The following is a 14,141-nucleotide window of genomic DNA, read 5'->3' on the forward strand; positions in this document are numbered from 1 at the left end:
ATCAGGACCGACAGGGCGTGCGGCCCGACGTCCCACAGCCCGCCCTTGGCCTTGCGCCAGGGCGAGTCGGCGTAGGCGCTGGGCGTGCCGTCGGGCGGGAAGACGGCGCCGAGCCAGTGCGCGGCCGCCGTGAACCAGCCGGTGCGGCCGGCCTGCTCGGCGACCCAGCCCGCGGTGGGCTCGGCGAAGCGCAGGGTGAGGAAGACCACGGAGGCGACCCCGTGGCGGGCGACCGCGTCGGCGACGGCCCGGGCGTCCTGCGGCGTCGTCGCGACGGGCTTGTCGAGCAGCAGATGACATCCGGCGGCGGCCGCGCGCACGGCGAGCGGGGCCTGGATGTCGGGCGGCAGGGCGAAGGCGGCGACGTCGCAGTCGGCGAACAGCGCGTCGGGGTCTTCGTACACCTTCACGCCGTGTTCGTTCGCCAGCTCCGCCGCGGCTTCGGGCCGGCGGCCCCACACGCCGGCGAACTCGGAGCCGGCGTGCGCCGCGAGGGCGGGGGCATGGGTGCGGTGCGCCCAGGGGCCGGTGCCCAGCAGTCCGACCCGGGGGCGGGGGCCTGCGGGGGCCCGACCGGCTGCGGTCGCGGCGATGGTCTCGGCGGCGGACCCGGAGGGGCCTCCGGCACGGTCTCCGGCGGGGCTCACATCAGACGAAATGCTCACGCGGCCAGTGTGCCCCACTCGGACGGGTGCTCGACCGTCAACCCGCACACGCCGGCCGACCAGCGGCGTAAACCTCGGTAACACGGGGTTCACACACGGGCAACGGAAGAGAAATCGCGGGCGGGCACGCTGCGGTCAACACCGCAGCGATGAAGCAGCGTCCAGCAGCACCCGCAGAGTCTGAGGATGGGGCCCCGTGAGCTACAAGGCTGAATACATCTGGATCGACGGCACCGAGCCGACGGCGAAGCTTCGCTCCAAGACGAAGATCCTGGCCGACGGCGCCGAGCTGCCGATCTGGGGCTTCGACGGATCGAGCACCAACCAGGCCGAGGGCCACGCCTCCGACCGGGTCCTGCAGCCGGTGTTCTCCTGCCCGGACCCCATCCGCGGCGGCGACAACGTCCTGGTGCTGTGCGAGGTCCTGAACATCGACATGACCCCGCACGAGTCGAACACCCGCGCGCTGCTGCGTCCGGTCGCCGAGAAGTTCGCCGGCCAGGAGCCGATCTTCGGCATCGAGCAGGAGTACACCTTCTTCGACGGCGCCCGTCCGCTGGGCTTCCCGGTGGGCGGCTTCCCGGCCGCGCAGGGCGGCTACTACTGCGGTGTCGGCTCGGACGAGATCTTCGGCCGCGAGATCGTCGAGAAGCACCTGGACCACTGCCTCGCGGCGGGCCTGAGCATCTCCGGCATCAACGCCGAGGTCATGCCCGGCCAGTGGGAGTTCCAGGTCGGCCCCGTGGGCCCGCTGGAGGTTTCCGACCAGCTGTGGATCGCGCGCTGGCTGCTCTACCGCACGGCCGAGGACTTCGGCGTCTCCGCGACGCTGAACCCGAAGCCGGTCAAGGGCGACTGGAACGGCGCGGGCGCGCACACCAACTTCTCCACGAAGTCGATGCGCGAGGACTACCGCGCGATCATCTCCGCGTGCGAGGCACTGGGCGAGGGCAGCAAGCCGCTCGACCACGTGAAGAACTACGGCGCCGGCATCGACGAGCGCCTGACGGGTCTGCACGAGACCGCCCCGTGGAACGAGTTCAGCTACGGCGTCTCGGACCGCGGCGCCTCGGTCCGCATCCCGTGGCAGGTGGAGAAGGACGGCAAGGGCTACATCGAGGACCGCCGCCCGAACGCCAACGTGGACCCGTACGTGGTGACCCGCCTGATCACGGACACCTGCTGCACCGGCCTGGAGAAGGACGGCCTGGCCTGACGGCCGCGCCCGGCGCCGACACCGACACGACGCCGACACCGACGCCCGCCGAGCCTCCCGAGGCCCGGCGGGCGTTGTCAGTGCCGGGTGGCACGGTGGACCCATGTTGGCGATCAGGATCCACACGGAGCGCGGCGAGTCGTACGAACGGCCCGCGCTCGGCCTTCTGTCCGAACTCGTGGCGCGCATCGGCGCGGACGGGGACCACTTCGTCATCGTCGAGCGGCTGACGGCGGATCCGGACGAGTACATACAGGTGTGGCACGACGAGGGCGGGGACTACCAGCTGGAGCACCGCGCCGGCTCCGCCGACCGGCACTTCCGGACGTACCTGCCCACGGCGGCCGAGGCGGCGACGGTCATGGCCCGCTGGGCCCGCGGGGAGGAGGACTGGGACACCGGCCCCCGCTGGGAGCGCCTCGACTTCCCACCGGAGCCCGCCGGCGCCGACGCAGCGCCGCTCGATCCGCAGGTGGAAAGGGAGTTGGCGCAGGCCGTCCGAGAATGGCTGCGCTGCGGCTACGACAGCCGGGACGCACTCACCGAGTCCGCCGAGGACCACCTCGTCGACGGTGACGTCCGGCCCGTCTCCCGCGACCAGGCCGCACAGCTCGTGGAGCGGCTGTGGCGGGAGCGGGTGGCCGAGCAGGCCGAGTGGGAGGGCACGACCGATCCGGAGCGCATCACCCGCGCCTTCGCCGCCCTGGAGGCCTCCGGCATCACGGCACGGGAGAACTTCACGTGCTGTCGCCGCTGCGGTCTCGGCGAGATCCGGGCGGTCGGCTCGCAGGACGCGCGCGGGTTCGTCTTCTTCCACTCTCAGGCCACCGAGGGGGCGGCCGCCGGACAGGACCTGTTCCTGCTGTACGGAGGGTTCGAGTCCGACGAGGCCCTCACGGCCTCGGTCGGCCGGGAGGTCGTCGCGGCGCTCACCGCCGAGGGGCTCGCGTGGGCGTGGGGCGGCTCTGCCCACGATGCGATACGGGTGACGGGACTGGACTGGCGGAAGCGGTTGGCCAGTTGATGGATTGTCCCGGTTTGCCGGGCATGGGGATTGAATGGCGAGACATTGGTCCGCGATACGAGACGCCGCCTGCCCCGGAGCCGGCACTTCTGCTTGAATGGGGCCATGGCCAGCCACCCGCACACCTCGTCAGGTCGCAGCGACCTCGAGCCGTTCTGGCCGTCCCGTCAGGACCACGACTTCGATCGTGAGTGTTGCCGCGCGAAGAACGCGCCGGCCCTCTAAAGCCTCCGGGACCTCTCCTCCGGGCTTCCCCGAGGCCTTCGGTCTGCGCGGTACGACATCGATGACGCACGCACGTCTCCTGCCGACCACTCCGCGTGAAAGAGCTGACCACTCATGGCGAACACCCGCTCCCTGACCTCCGCTGCGACCGCCGCTTCCCTTGCCCATCCGCCCAGTCCCCGCCACCGGCTGCGCGCCGTCGACCGGGACGAGGTGGCCCGGGTCGTGGACTTCCTCCCGCCCGGCGCCACTTGGCTGCCCGCGCCCCAGCACACCCTTCCGGCGCTGCCGGGCCAGCCGCCGATGGTCGGCTACCTGGTCCTCGTACCGGCCGACCAGCAGCCTCCGATCGCCTTCGCGCCGCAGGCCGTGGCCGCCCCGGTGCAGTCCGTCCCCGGCCCGGCGGGCGCTCCCGACGAGGACGACGCCCTGATCCGGATCGACGCGGCGCAGCGGACGGCCGAGGTCGACGGGCGCGTACTCGACCTGACGTACCTGGAGTTCGAGCTGCTGGCCCACCTCGTGCAGCACCCGCACCGGGTGCACAGCCGGGACCAGCTGGTCACCACGGTCTGGGGCTACGGCCACGTCGGCGACGGCCGGACCGTGGACGTCCACATCGCCCGGCTGCGGCGCAAGCTGGGCGGCTCCCACCGCGGTGCGATCCAGACCGTGCGCCGGGTGGGCTACAAGTACGCGCCCTGACCCCCGCCCCCTGACCGACCCGACGACGACGGTGGGCCCGTACTCCCCAGGGGAGTACGGGCCCACCGCGTTCACCGGTCCCGCGCTACGCGGCCGCGGCCGCCGCCCGACGGCGCGCCACGAAACCGAGCAGCAGGTCCACCACCAGGAAGGCGGCCAGGCTGACGCCGAGCAGCGGGATGAACCAGCCCACCAGCGCGGTCCCCGCGGCCAGCGGCAGCAGCACGGTCACGGGCAGCTTGCGCCAGGCGCCGCGCGGCTGGGGGCGGCCCACCGACAGCGTGCGGTCCTTCGTCGGCCGGCGCATCCACCACATGCGGTAGCCCCAGAAGATCAGGAACATCACGGCGACGGCCAGCGCGCCGAGCACGATCTGGTTGGCGGGGCCGAAGGTCTGGCCCATGTGCAGGTCGATGCCGAAGCGGGTCATCTTGGCGAGGACGGGATAGTCGGCGAAGCGCAGTTCGTCCATGATCCGGGCGTCGGCGGGGTCGACGGCGACCGTGTCGAGGTGCACCGGCACCTGCTTGTCCTGCTCCTTGATCACGTACCCCTTGCCCTCTGCGGGCAGGGTCACGCGGATCGCCTCGGTGACGCCGGCGTCACGGGCGGCGGCCACGGCGCGGTCTATGCCGACGTCGGCGGTGGACGCGGGCGGGGGCATCTGCGTGCCCTCGGGCATGTGGTGGCCGGCGTGCTCGTCGGCGCCGCCGGCCCCCGCTCCCGGGTTCAGCTTGGCGGAGACGGCGGGAGTGGCCCCGCCGAGGCCGTCCTGGAGCTGCCCGATGTTCTCACCGGCGTACTTCGACCAGGTCAGGCCGGTGGCGGAGAGCACGACGAGTCCGGCGACGGACCAGAGGCCGACGACCCCGTGCCAGGACAGGGTCCGGCGCCGCCCGGTGGCCACCCGGTCCGGGAGGACGAGCTGCGCCGTGCGCTTGCGACGGCGGCCGATCCACAGGGCGAGGCCGCCGAGCGCGACCACCCACATCCAGCTCGCGGCCATCTCGCTGTAGTTGCGGCCGAACTCCCCCAGCTGGAGGTTGGAGTGGAACGTGCTCAGCCACGCCCGCAGCGGCAGCGCGTCGCCGATGGTGGTGAGCTGCCCGCGCACCTCGGCGGTGTACGGGTCGACGAACACGGTGAGGGTCTCGCCCTCCGCGAGGCCCGGATTGTCCATGATCACCCGGGTGGTGGTCTCGGCGTCGGGGCCGGGCCACACGGACACGACCTCGCCCTGCGGTGCGGCGCCCTTGGCCGCCTCCATCTGGGCGCTGAGCGGCAGGGCGCCGTCGCCGACGCGGGCGACGGTCAGCTCGTCGGCGTAGACGATCTTCTCGGCCTGCCAGGAGGCGGCGTACAGGAGCCCGGTGGCGGCGGCGAGGAACAGCAGCGGGGCGATGAGCAGGCCCGCGTAGAAGTGCATGCGCAGGAGCAGCGGGCGTACGGCCGCCCAGCTGCCGCTGGGGCTCTTGGATGTGGCGGGCGGATCGGAGTCCGGGGTGCGGACGTCCTGAACCTCGTCAAGGGACATGTTGGTCCTAGGGGTTGGCGAAGGCATGGGGACTGCGGCCCCGGACCTCGCCTCCCCTCTCACGGACGCGCCGTGGAGGTGCGCCGGATCAGGCGCGGGCAGGACGGCCGGGGGCCGTGGAGCGGTGGGCACTGCCGCTCCGGGGCGGCCCGCGGCGCACCACGGCGTGGGCGTGGACCGCTCCGCGCAGTCGGCGCGCCCGCCGGTGCGGGTGCGGGGCGGGGGAGGCGGGCGGGGCCGGTACGGCCGCCACCCGGGCCCGCAGCAGGTCGATCGCGCGGGCGAGCGGCCGGGCGGCATGCACGGCGACGGCGCCCAGGACGCGGGCCAGCCGGAAGACGGCGGCTTCGCCCCGCGCGAGCCAGGCGGCGCAGAGCAGCCCGGCGAGCACGTGCGCGGCGATCATCCCGGCGCCGCCGTGACCGGCCGTCCCGGCCATGTCGGCCATGTCGGCCATGGCGGTCGTGTCGGCCGTGCCCGCCACATCGGCAACGCCGGGGGCCCCGGCGGCGGTCAGGCCCGCGTCGGCCGCTGACATGTCGTGGTGGTGCTGGACGGCGCCGGGCCCGGTGGCGGTCCCCGCCGCACGACTGCCGGAGAAGACGAGGTGCAGCACGCCCTGGACGGCGAGTACCGCCGCGGCGATCCCGACGGGTCCCCGCCGTCGTCCGGCGGCGAGCCGGGCGAGGCCGAAGGTCACCGCGAAAGCACCCAGAAGGCCGAAGAAGGGGATGTCCTTGCCGGACATGTACGAATGCCCCACCGCGCCCAGGACGACGCACACCGCCGCGAACATCGCGGCTCGGGTGGCGCGCAGCGGCGCGAAGGATTCGAACATGGCCGGGACATGTTCGCACGACGCCCCTTGGCTTCCACCAGGGGCTTATCCGATCATGAGCATGTGAATCCAATTCCATGGGGCGCGGTGTACGCCGGCGCGGTCCAGCTCGGGGCATACGCCCTGGAGCGCACCGGACCGGCCGATCGGGAGCGGCTGCTCCGGGACTGCTCGACGAACGTCGACAATCTCGCCGCCGGGCGCTGGGAGACCCTGCTGAGCAGTGCTCTCGTCGTCGAAGAACCGATGCCCCTGCCGTACGCACTGCTGCTGGTCGCGGTGCTCGGCTACGCCGAATACGCCTACGGGGCCTGGTGGACGGCCGCCGTGTTCCTCTTCGGGCACGCCTCCGCGACCCTCCTCGTGTACGGGGCGCTGCGCGGTACCACCGATTCCGCGACCCGGCGCGCCCTGGACGTGGGGACGAGCTACGGATTCAACGCCGTCCTCGGCGCGCTGACCTCCGCCCTGCCCCGCGGGGCCGTCCGCACGGCCGCCCGGGCCGGATTGCTGGCGCTCGCGGCGGCGCCGGCCCTCAGGCGGGGCCGGACCTTCACGGACGCGGGGCACCTCGCGGCGCTCGGGATCGGCATAGGGGTCTCGCTGGCCCTCGACTGTCTCCCTGGTGCGAAACATCAGAAAATGGCCTGAATCGTCCCACCGTCGCACCGAGCCGCGCGTACGACCGCAGCACCGCGACACCGCATGACACGAGTAACCGAACACCGCTGGAGCCGCCACGATGACCGCCACCCCGTCCACCACCGTCGCCAACTTCCGCGACCTCGGCGGCACCCCGCTCTCCGGCGGCCGCACCGTCCGACACGGCCTGGTCCTGCGCTCCGGCCAGCTCGACCGGCTCGACCTCGACGCCGACCCGGTGGTGGCGGCGCTGGGCGTGCGTACCGTCATCGACCTCCGCACCGACGCGGAGCGCGCCGACCACCCCGACCGCATACCGGCCGGGGCCCGGCTCCTCGTCGGCGACGTCCTGGCGGACAAGCTGCGGGACGCCGGCAGGAAGCCCGCCGCCGCGCAGCTCAAGGACCTGCTCTCCGACCCCGTGGTGGCCGAGGAGCGCCTGGGCGGCGGCAAGGCGCAGGCCCTCTTCGCCGACACCTACCGGTCCTTCGTGCACTCCGGCTCCGCGCAGGCCGCCTACCGCATGCTGCTCACCGAGGCCGCCGACCCGCAGGCCGGCCCGCTGCTGTTCCACTGCACGGCCGGCAAGGACCGCACCGGCTGGGGCGCGACCGTCATCCTGTCGCTGCTCGGCGCGGACGAGGACACCCTGATGGCCGAGTACCTCTCGGTGAACCCGGCGGTCAAGCAGGCCTTCGCCCCGATGATCGAGGGCTTCACGGCGGCCGGCGGCAACCCGGACATCGCGCTCGCGCTGATCGGGGTCTTCCCCTCCTACCTGGAGGCCGCCCTCGACGAGGTCGAGACCCGCTACGGCTCCATGGAGAAGTACGTGCGCGAGGGACTCGGCGTCCCCGACGAGACGGTCGAGGCGCTGCGGGCCCGCCTGGCGGGCTGAGCCCGCCCCGGGCGCGCTGGGGGTGACCATCCGACGATTCGCTCGTTCTGCTGAACGTGACTGCGCCGGATACCGCCACCCGCCCCCTGCCCCCCGTGTCCGTGCCGCCGGACGTCGAGCAGGCCGAGGCCGCCATCGTCGAGCACTATCCGCGGCTGGTGCGGCTCGCCTATCTGGTGCTGCCCCCCACGCTCGGCCGCAACCGGCGGGTACTCACCGCGCACTCGCTGGTCCAGCGGGCGCTGCCGCGCGGGCGGCGGGACGCCGCGGCCGGCGCCGCGGCCGTGCAGGGCGGGGTCCCGGGGCAGCGGGGCGGCCCCGAGGACTCCGGGTACGCGTACGTCCGGCTGCGGGTGCTCCGCGCGGCCCTGGAGGCGGGGCTCCCGATGACGTTCCGGGCGCTGCCGCGGCGTGCGCAGCTCCCGCCGGTGCTGCCCCAGGTGTGGGGCCTGCGGCTGTTCCCCCGCTCGGGCGGGGCCGAGGAGCTCGCCCTCGACCAGTGGCTGGCCACCCTCGACGGCCCCGGCCGGGCCGCCTGCGTGCTGCGGGCCCTGGAGCGGCTGCCCGAGACGGATGTGCTGCGGGTGCTCGACGAGGCCGGTGTCCCGGACCCGGCCGCGGCGGTCCGGGAGTCCGGGGATCCGGCGAACGACGCGCTGTTCGCCTCCCCCGAGTTCGACCCGTGCGTGCTCCAGGCCCGGCCCACCGACCTGCTGCGGCGCCGCCGTCTGACGCGGGCCGCGCTGGCCGCCGGAGCCGCCCTCGCCGTGTGCGGGGCGCTGCTCGCGCTGCCCGGCGGGGGCTGGGGCGCGGACGGGGCGGCCGCGCCGCCGTACGCGCGCAACGCCGCCGCCGAACAGGCCCTGGATCCCGCGAAGCTGGTCCGGGCCGCGCCCGCGCTCTGGCACACGTCCTCCCGTACGGACTTCTCGACCTGGCCGGCCCGCGGGGACCGCACGGACGACACGGCGCTGCTGCGCCGGGCGCTGGCCGTCTGGGCGCGGCCCGGTTCCTCCGTGGTCGTGTCGGCCACCCCGGGGACCCCGTCGGGGCCGCCGATGGGACCGGCGCAGCTGCTGTTCGCGGGCGCCGTCGACCAGGCCGTGGTGGTCCTGCTGTACGACGGCCTGCGCGTGGTCCGCTACGCCGAACCGCGCTCCGGGTCCTCGGGCGCGGCCCTGGACTTCGCCCGGACCGACGGCGCCTCGGCGGACACCGCGACCGCGCTGGTCGTGAGCCGGGTCGACGGCAACGTCCGCTACCTGACCGCGCCCTGGGTGACGGGGGCGGCCCTGCGGGACCTGCTCAAGCCCGGCGGCCCGGCGACGGTGCTGAAGCCGACCCAGGACGGTGTGACCCCGCCGGTGCCGGGTCCGGCGCCCACGGGCGACTGCACGAGCTGGAACGCCCTGTCCCTGACCGGGGACGGAGCCACCCGGCTGATCACCGACCTGGGCGAGCTGACCCCGGCCCGGCTCACCTCGGGGGCGCCGGGGGCCGAGCGGAACGTGACGGAGGCCGCGGAGCTCGCGGACTGGTCGAGGATCGCCTGCCTGTTGCCGTCGGTCCGCTCGCACGGGGTCCGCGCGGTCAACGCCTGGACGTACGCGAAGCAGCCGCTGCCGGAGGGCGACGGGACGGCGACCTGGCTCTGTACGCGGGCCGAGACCTGGCAGGGCGCGGCGGACCGTGTGCAGGCCCAGTTCCTGGCGCCGGGCTCGGCCGCGGCGGCGCAGGCGGCGGCCGCGGAAGGGACCGCCGCGTGCGGGCCCCGGGAGCCGCGGGTGCTGGCGGGCGTGCTGTGGAAGTCGCGGGCGGGTCAGTGGTACGTCCTGGCGGCGGGCAGCGCGCAGTTCACCTCGCTGTCGGTGTCGGGCGGCGGGGTGAGCGGCTCGGCGAACGGCAACCGGCTGGCGGTCAAGGCGCCGGCGGGTGCGCAGGTCGACCTGTCGGGGAAGCTCACGGACGGGACGAAGGCGGGCGTGCTGCGCTGACCGCCGGGGCGGGCCATGGGCGCGTGCCGGGACAGCCGCGAAGTCGCGTGAAGATTCAACGACCAAGCGGCCGAAGGGAGTTGGCGGGATCCGGACATGACGGTCACTGCGTACACATGGCATGATCGGATACCGGTTACCGCTCGGTAATCCCCCACACCCCTGCCCCTTTTGAAGGTCCACCACGTGCGCACGCTTGCCCGCAGCCTCCTCCTCCCCGGTCTGACCGCCCTCGCGCTCACCGCCACCGGCTGCGCATCGACATCCCACACCGGCGCCGCCGAACCGGCCGCGCCCGCCCCCCTCACCCCGTCCGCCGACGGCACGTCACAGCAGCTGGACGTGGCCGCCGCACCCCAGGGCGAGCCCACGCCCGCGGCCGTCGCCCGCGGCGGCTCCAAGGGCAGGACGGAGAAGTCCACGCTGAAGGTCGCCTCGTACGACGCGGCCACCGGACGGGCCGTCATAGCCAAGGCCCCGCCGAAGGGGCCCTCCGAAGCACCCTCGAAGGACAAGTCGCCCGAGGCCGACAAGCCCGTCGCCGCGGGTGACGTCATCGCCAGCGCCCCGGCGCCCGGCGCCCCGAACGGCCTGCTCGCCAAGGTCACCGAGGTCGTCGGCAAGACCGATCGGGGCACCGAGGTCAAAACCGCCTCGACGACACTGGCCGCCGTCCTCAACGACGACAAGGCCGACGGCAAGGTCCCCGTCGACCCGTCGTCGGTGGTCGTCGAGCCCCTGATGAAGGGCGTCACCTTCTCCTGGGCCAAGAGCGAGGGCCTGAAATTCGGCCCCGAGGGCGCGAAGCTGCCGCTCGGAAACCTGCGGCTCGACGTGAACGCCTCCGTCGACACCGCCCCGGACGCCCCCGCCTCGGCCGGCGCCTCCGTCTCCGGCTTCGTCCAGCTCGCCCCGCAGGTCGAGTTCTCCTACGACGGCACCCAGGGCGGCGGCTCCGGCCCGCGCGGCGCGTTCCTCGGGATGAGCGGCGACTGGTCCTCGCAGTGGAAGCTCCAGGGCCGCGCCGCCGCGAGCACCGGAGCACCCAAGCGGATCCCCTTCGCCAAGCTGCACGCCTCGCCGGTCATCCAGGTCGGTCCGGTGCCGGTCGTCGTCAACCTCGGCCTGACCTGCTACATCCAGGTGGAGGCCGACGGCAAGGTCACCCTCGACGTCCAGCAGGACGTCCAGGGCGACTTCAAGGTCGGCGGCAGCTACGCCTTCGGCAAGGGCTGGACCCCGGTCAGCTCCTCGAACGTGAAGAGCACGCCGGTCCGGGCGACCGTCACCGCCGCCGGGCGGGTCAAGGGCGCGCTCGGCGCCGAGGCGTCCGTCGGGCTCTACGGCGCCGTCGGCGTCACCGGCGACTTCGCCCCCTATCTGCGCGGCGAGGCCGACGTCAAGGCGGCCGCGTCCAGCGACGGCAAGGCCTCCGTCAGCGGAGCCTGGGCGCTGTACGGCGGGTTCGACCTGAGCGGCCAGCTCCAGCTGCAGCTCTCCCTCTTCGGCACGCCCGTCTTCGAGCGCCGGATCCCGCTGGGCTCCCTGAACCGCGAGTGGGCCCTCGCGAGCGGCAGCACCGGTCGGTAGCCGGACAGGCCCACCCGCCGGACGGCGGCGGGCGCGAGAAGTGGGCGCAGGGGTCTTCTCACTCCCTGTACCCATCAGTACATTGACGCCATGTCTAATACGCCGCTCGCGCCCGCCCCCGTGGCGTCGGAACACGTGGACCTCAGGCCCCGGAACGTGTCCTTCGGCTGGGAGGACACCCCGCTGCACTGGCTGCCCGGCGAACCTTTCGCCGGGCACATGATCAACGTGCTGCACCTGTTGCTGCCCGCCGGCGAGCGGTGGTTCGTGCACGTCTACAAGCAGGCGCTCCCGTACATCGAGGACGAGCGGCTGCGGGAGGACGTCGTCGGCTTCATCGGCCAGGAGGCCATGCACGCCGCCGCCCACGACGACGTCCTCCCGCACCTGAAGCGGCTGGGCCTCGACCCGACGCCCTACACCGCGCAGGTGGACTGGCTGTTCGAGAAACTGCTCGGCGACCGGACCCTGCCGCCGGGCCGGGCCCGGCACTGGTGGCTGATGGAACGGGTCGCGATGATCGCGGCGATCGAGCACTACACGGCGTTCCTGGGCGACTGGGTGCTGGGCGCCGACGAACTCGACCGGCGGGGCGCCGACCCCACCATGCTGGACCTGCTGCGCTGGCACGGCGCGGAGGAGGTCGAGCACCGCTCGGTGGCCTTCGACCTCTTCATGCACGTCGACGGCGGCTACCGGCGCCGGGCCCGGACCTGGGCGACCGCCTTCACCGCCCTGGTCTTCCTCTGGCAGCGCGGGGTGCGCTTCTTCATGGAGAACGACCCCCACCTCGTCGGCGGCAAGGCCTCCTTCGGGCAGTTCTTCCTGGCCGGGCAGCAGGGCGTGCTCCCGTCGACGGGCTCCATGCTGAAGTCCATCCCGAAGTACCTCTCCCGTACGTACCACCCCTCGCAGGAGGGCTCGACCGCCCGGGCGGTGGCCTACCTGGCCTCCTCCCCCGGCGCGAACGGCGGGGTGCGGGCGTGAGGCGCGCCCTCGTGGCCACGGCGGTCGCGGGTGCGGCCTGGGCGGCGCGGCGGGCACTGAACCGCCGTATCGGGCAGTCCCCTCTGTGGCCGCTGCCGGCCCTGGAGGTACCCGTCTCGGGCCACTCCCCGCGCCGAGCGCTGCGTGCGCTGATCGTCGCCCGTGCGGAGCCGGCGCAGGACGTCCTGGAACTGACCCTGGAGTCCCCGGAGCTGCCCGCGTGGACGCCGGGCGCGCACGTGGACGTCACCCTGCCCTCGGGCCTGGTCCGCCAGTACTCGCTGTGCGGCGACCCGGCGGACGAGGGCCGCTACCGGATCGCGATCCGGTTGGTCGAGGACGGCCGCGGCGGCTCCCGCGAGGCGCACGCACAGCTCGTCGAGGGCGCAGAGCTGGAGTTGCGCCCTCCGCGCAACCGCTTCGAGCTGCTCCCGGCTCCGTCGTACGCGTTCGTCGCGGGCGGCATCGGCATCACCCCGATCCTGCCGATGCTCCGCGCGGCCACGGCGGCGGGCGCCGACTGGACCCTCCTGTACGGGGGCCGCTCCCTCGACTCGATGCCGTTCCTGGACGACCTTGCGGCCTACGGCGACCGGGTCACGGTCCATCCCGAGGACGAGGTGGGCCTGCCGGACCTGACCCCGCTCGCCACGGCGGCGCCCGGCACCCTGGTCTACTGCTGCGGGCCGGAACCCCTGATGCTGGCCGTCGCGGAGGCCGCCCAGGATCAGGCGTGCGTGCACCTGGAGCGCTTCGCGCCGTCCGCCGCGCCCGGTGCGGCGCGGGCCTTCACGGTCGAACTGCGCCGCTCGGGACGGCTCGTCGAGGTCGGCGCCGGGGAGAGCACGCTCGCCGCGGTGCGCAGGGAGCTGCCGGACACCCCGTACTCGTGCGAGCAGGGGTTCTGCGGGACCTGCCAACACCGCGTCCTCGCGGGCGAGGTGGACCACCGCGACGACCTGCTCACCGACCAGGAGCGCGGGGAGTCGATGCTGCTGTGCGTCTCGCGCGCGAAGGGGGACCGCCTCGCCCTGGACCTGTGAACGCTCCCCAGTAGGGTGTCCGCATGACGACCGGAGTGCGGCGCAGAATGGGTGTCGAGGAGCGGCGGCAACAGCTGATCGGGGTTGCCCTGGAGCTGTTCAGCCACCGGTCGCCCGACGATGTGTCGATCGACGAGATCGCGGCGGCCGCGGGGATATCCCGGCCGCTGGTCTACCACTACTTCCCCGGCAAGCTCAGCCTGTACGAGGCGGCTCTGCGGCGGGCCGCCGACGAGCTGGCGCAGCGGTTCGTGGAGCCGCGGGAGGGGCCGCTGGGGGCGCGCCTGCTGCGGGTGATGGGGCGGTTCTTCGCGTTCGTCGAGGACCACGGGCCGGGCTTCTCGGCCCTGATGCGGGGCGGTCCCGCGGCCGGCAGCAGCCGTGCCAACGCGATGATCGACGAGGTCCGGCAGGCGGCGTACGAGCAGATCCTCACGCACCTCGGGATCGGGCTCGCCCAGGTGCCGGCCCGGCTCGAACTCGTGGTGCGCTCCTGGGTGTCGCTCGCCGAGTCCACGGCGCTGATCTGGCTGGACGGGCGCCGGATCCCGCGGGGCGAGCTGGAGCTCCAACTGGTGCACGACTTCGCGGCGCTGGCCGCGGTGAGCGCCGCGTACGACCCGGAGATGGCGGGGATCCTCGTACGGATCCTGGCCGACGAGCCCGCCGACGGGCCCTTCGGGGAGCTGGTCGGGCGTCTGGTGGGGCTCGTTCCGGGTGGCGCCGCCCCCGCGGTGTGACCGGCGCGCATACCGCGCCCTCTCTTGATCACGACCGGTG

At 73.8% G+C, this 14,141-nt stretch carries 13 protein-coding genes; 10 read left to right on the forward strand and 3 right to left on the reverse strand.

The window, feature by feature from the left end; translation table 11 throughout:
• On the reverse strand, window positions 1-593 hold a 593-nt coding region (locus AB0F82_RS14810), incomplete at its 3' end, for a Gfo/Idh/MocA family protein (RefSeq protein ID WP_362627675.1).
• A 268-nt stretch (window positions 594-861) separates the two neighbouring features.
• On the opposite strand from AB0F82_RS14810, the gene glnII reads away from it, so the two are divergent.
• The 3 genes from glnII to AB0F82_RS14825 all read left to right on the forward strand — a co-directional run bounded on the left by glnII (window position 862) and on the right by AB0F82_RS14825 (window position 3,835).
• Entirely contained in the window at window positions 862-1,881 is a 1,020-nt protein-coding gene (gene glnII / locus AB0F82_RS14815; protein ID WP_356812169.1) for a glutamine synthetase, read from the forward strand.
• 103 nt (window positions 1,882-1,984) lie between these two features.
• Window positions 1,985-2,905 carry a DUF6891 domain-containing protein gene (locus AB0F82_RS14820; protein WP_362627162.1) on the forward strand — a complete coding sequence of 307 codons (921 nt, stop codon included), beginning with the start codon at window positions 1,985-1,987 and terminating at the stop codon, window positions 2,903-2,905.
• A 339-nt stretch (window positions 2,906-3,244) separates the two neighbouring features.
• Window positions 3,245-3,835, forward strand: coding sequence for a winged helix-turn-helix domain-containing protein (locus tag AB0F82_RS14825; RefSeq protein ID WP_356812167.1), 591 nt, complete (start codon window positions 3,245-3,247; stop codon window positions 3,833-3,835).
• Between the two features lie 85 nt (window positions 3,836-3,920).
• Here the strand turns inward: AB0F82_RS14825 and AB0F82_RS14830 are convergent, their stop codons facing one another.
• A complete protein-coding gene (locus AB0F82_RS14830; protein WP_362627165.1) occupies window positions 3,921-5,369 on the reverse strand; it encodes a PepSY-associated TM helix domain-containing protein in 1,449 nt (482 codons plus the stop codon).
• 88 nt (window positions 5,370-5,457) lie between these two features.
• Window positions 5,458-6,207, reverse strand: coding sequence for a hypothetical protein (locus tag AB0F82_RS14835; protein ID WP_362627168.1), 750 nt, complete (start codon window positions 6,205-6,207; stop codon window positions 5,458-5,460).
• A gap of 63 nt (window positions 6,208-6,270) precedes the next feature.
• Between AB0F82_RS14835 and AB0F82_RS14840 the strand changes: the two genes are divergently transcribed.
• The 7 genes from AB0F82_RS14840 (at window position 6,271) to AB0F82_RS14870 (ending at window position 14,101) form a co-directional block, all read left to right on the forward strand.
• The gene (locus AB0F82_RS14840; protein ID WP_362627171.1) at window positions 6,271-6,858 is read left to right on the forward strand and encodes a rhomboid-like protein; all 588 of its coding nucleotides are present in this window, start codon (window positions 6,271-6,273) and stop codon (window positions 6,856-6,858) included.
• A 91-nt stretch (window positions 6,859-6,949) separates the two neighbouring features.
• Window positions 6,950-7,747, forward strand: coding sequence for a tyrosine-protein phosphatase (locus AB0F82_RS14845; RefSeq protein ID WP_362627174.1), 798 nt, complete (start codon window positions 6,950-6,952; stop codon window positions 7,745-7,747).
• Window positions 7,748-7,803: 56 nt separating this feature from the next.
• Entirely contained in the window at window positions 7,804-9,741 is a 1,938-nt protein-coding gene (locus AB0F82_RS14850; RefSeq protein ID WP_362627176.1) for a hypothetical protein, read from the forward strand.
• 186 nt (window positions 9,742-9,927) lie between these two features.
• Window positions 9,928-11,331 (forward strand): hypothetical protein, encoded by a 1,404-nt coding sequence (locus AB0F82_RS14855; protein WP_362627179.1) that lies wholly within the window; start codon window positions 9,928-9,930, stop codon window positions 11,329-11,331.
• A gap of 90 nt (window positions 11,332-11,421) precedes the next feature.
• Window positions 11,422-12,318, forward strand: a complete 897-nt coding sequence (locus tag AB0F82_RS14860; RefSeq protein WP_362627181.1) for a metal-dependent hydrolase — start codon at window positions 11,422-11,424, stop codon at window positions 12,316-12,318.
• Window positions 12,315-13,361: a PDR/VanB family oxidoreductase gene (locus tag AB0F82_RS14865; RefSeq protein ID WP_362627183.1), complete on the forward strand. Its 1,047-nt coding sequence runs from the start codon at window positions 12,315-12,317 to the stop codon at window positions 13,359-13,361. Before AB0F82_RS14860 ends, AB0F82_RS14865 begins: the two co-directional genes overlap by 4 nt.
• Before the next feature lie 23 nt (window positions 13,362-13,384).
• Window positions 13,385-14,101, forward strand: coding sequence for a TetR/AcrR family transcriptional regulator (locus AB0F82_RS14870; RefSeq protein ID WP_362627186.1), 717 nt, complete (start codon window positions 13,385-13,387; stop codon window positions 14,099-14,101).
• The last annotated feature ends 40 nt before the right edge of the window (window positions 14,102-14,141 follow it).

This window comes from Streptomyces virginiae, assembly GCF_040638905.1.
In the GTDB taxonomy this organism is placed as follows: Bacteria; Actinomycetota; Actinomycetes; order Streptomycetales; family Streptomycetaceae; genus Streptomyces; species Streptomyces virginiae_B.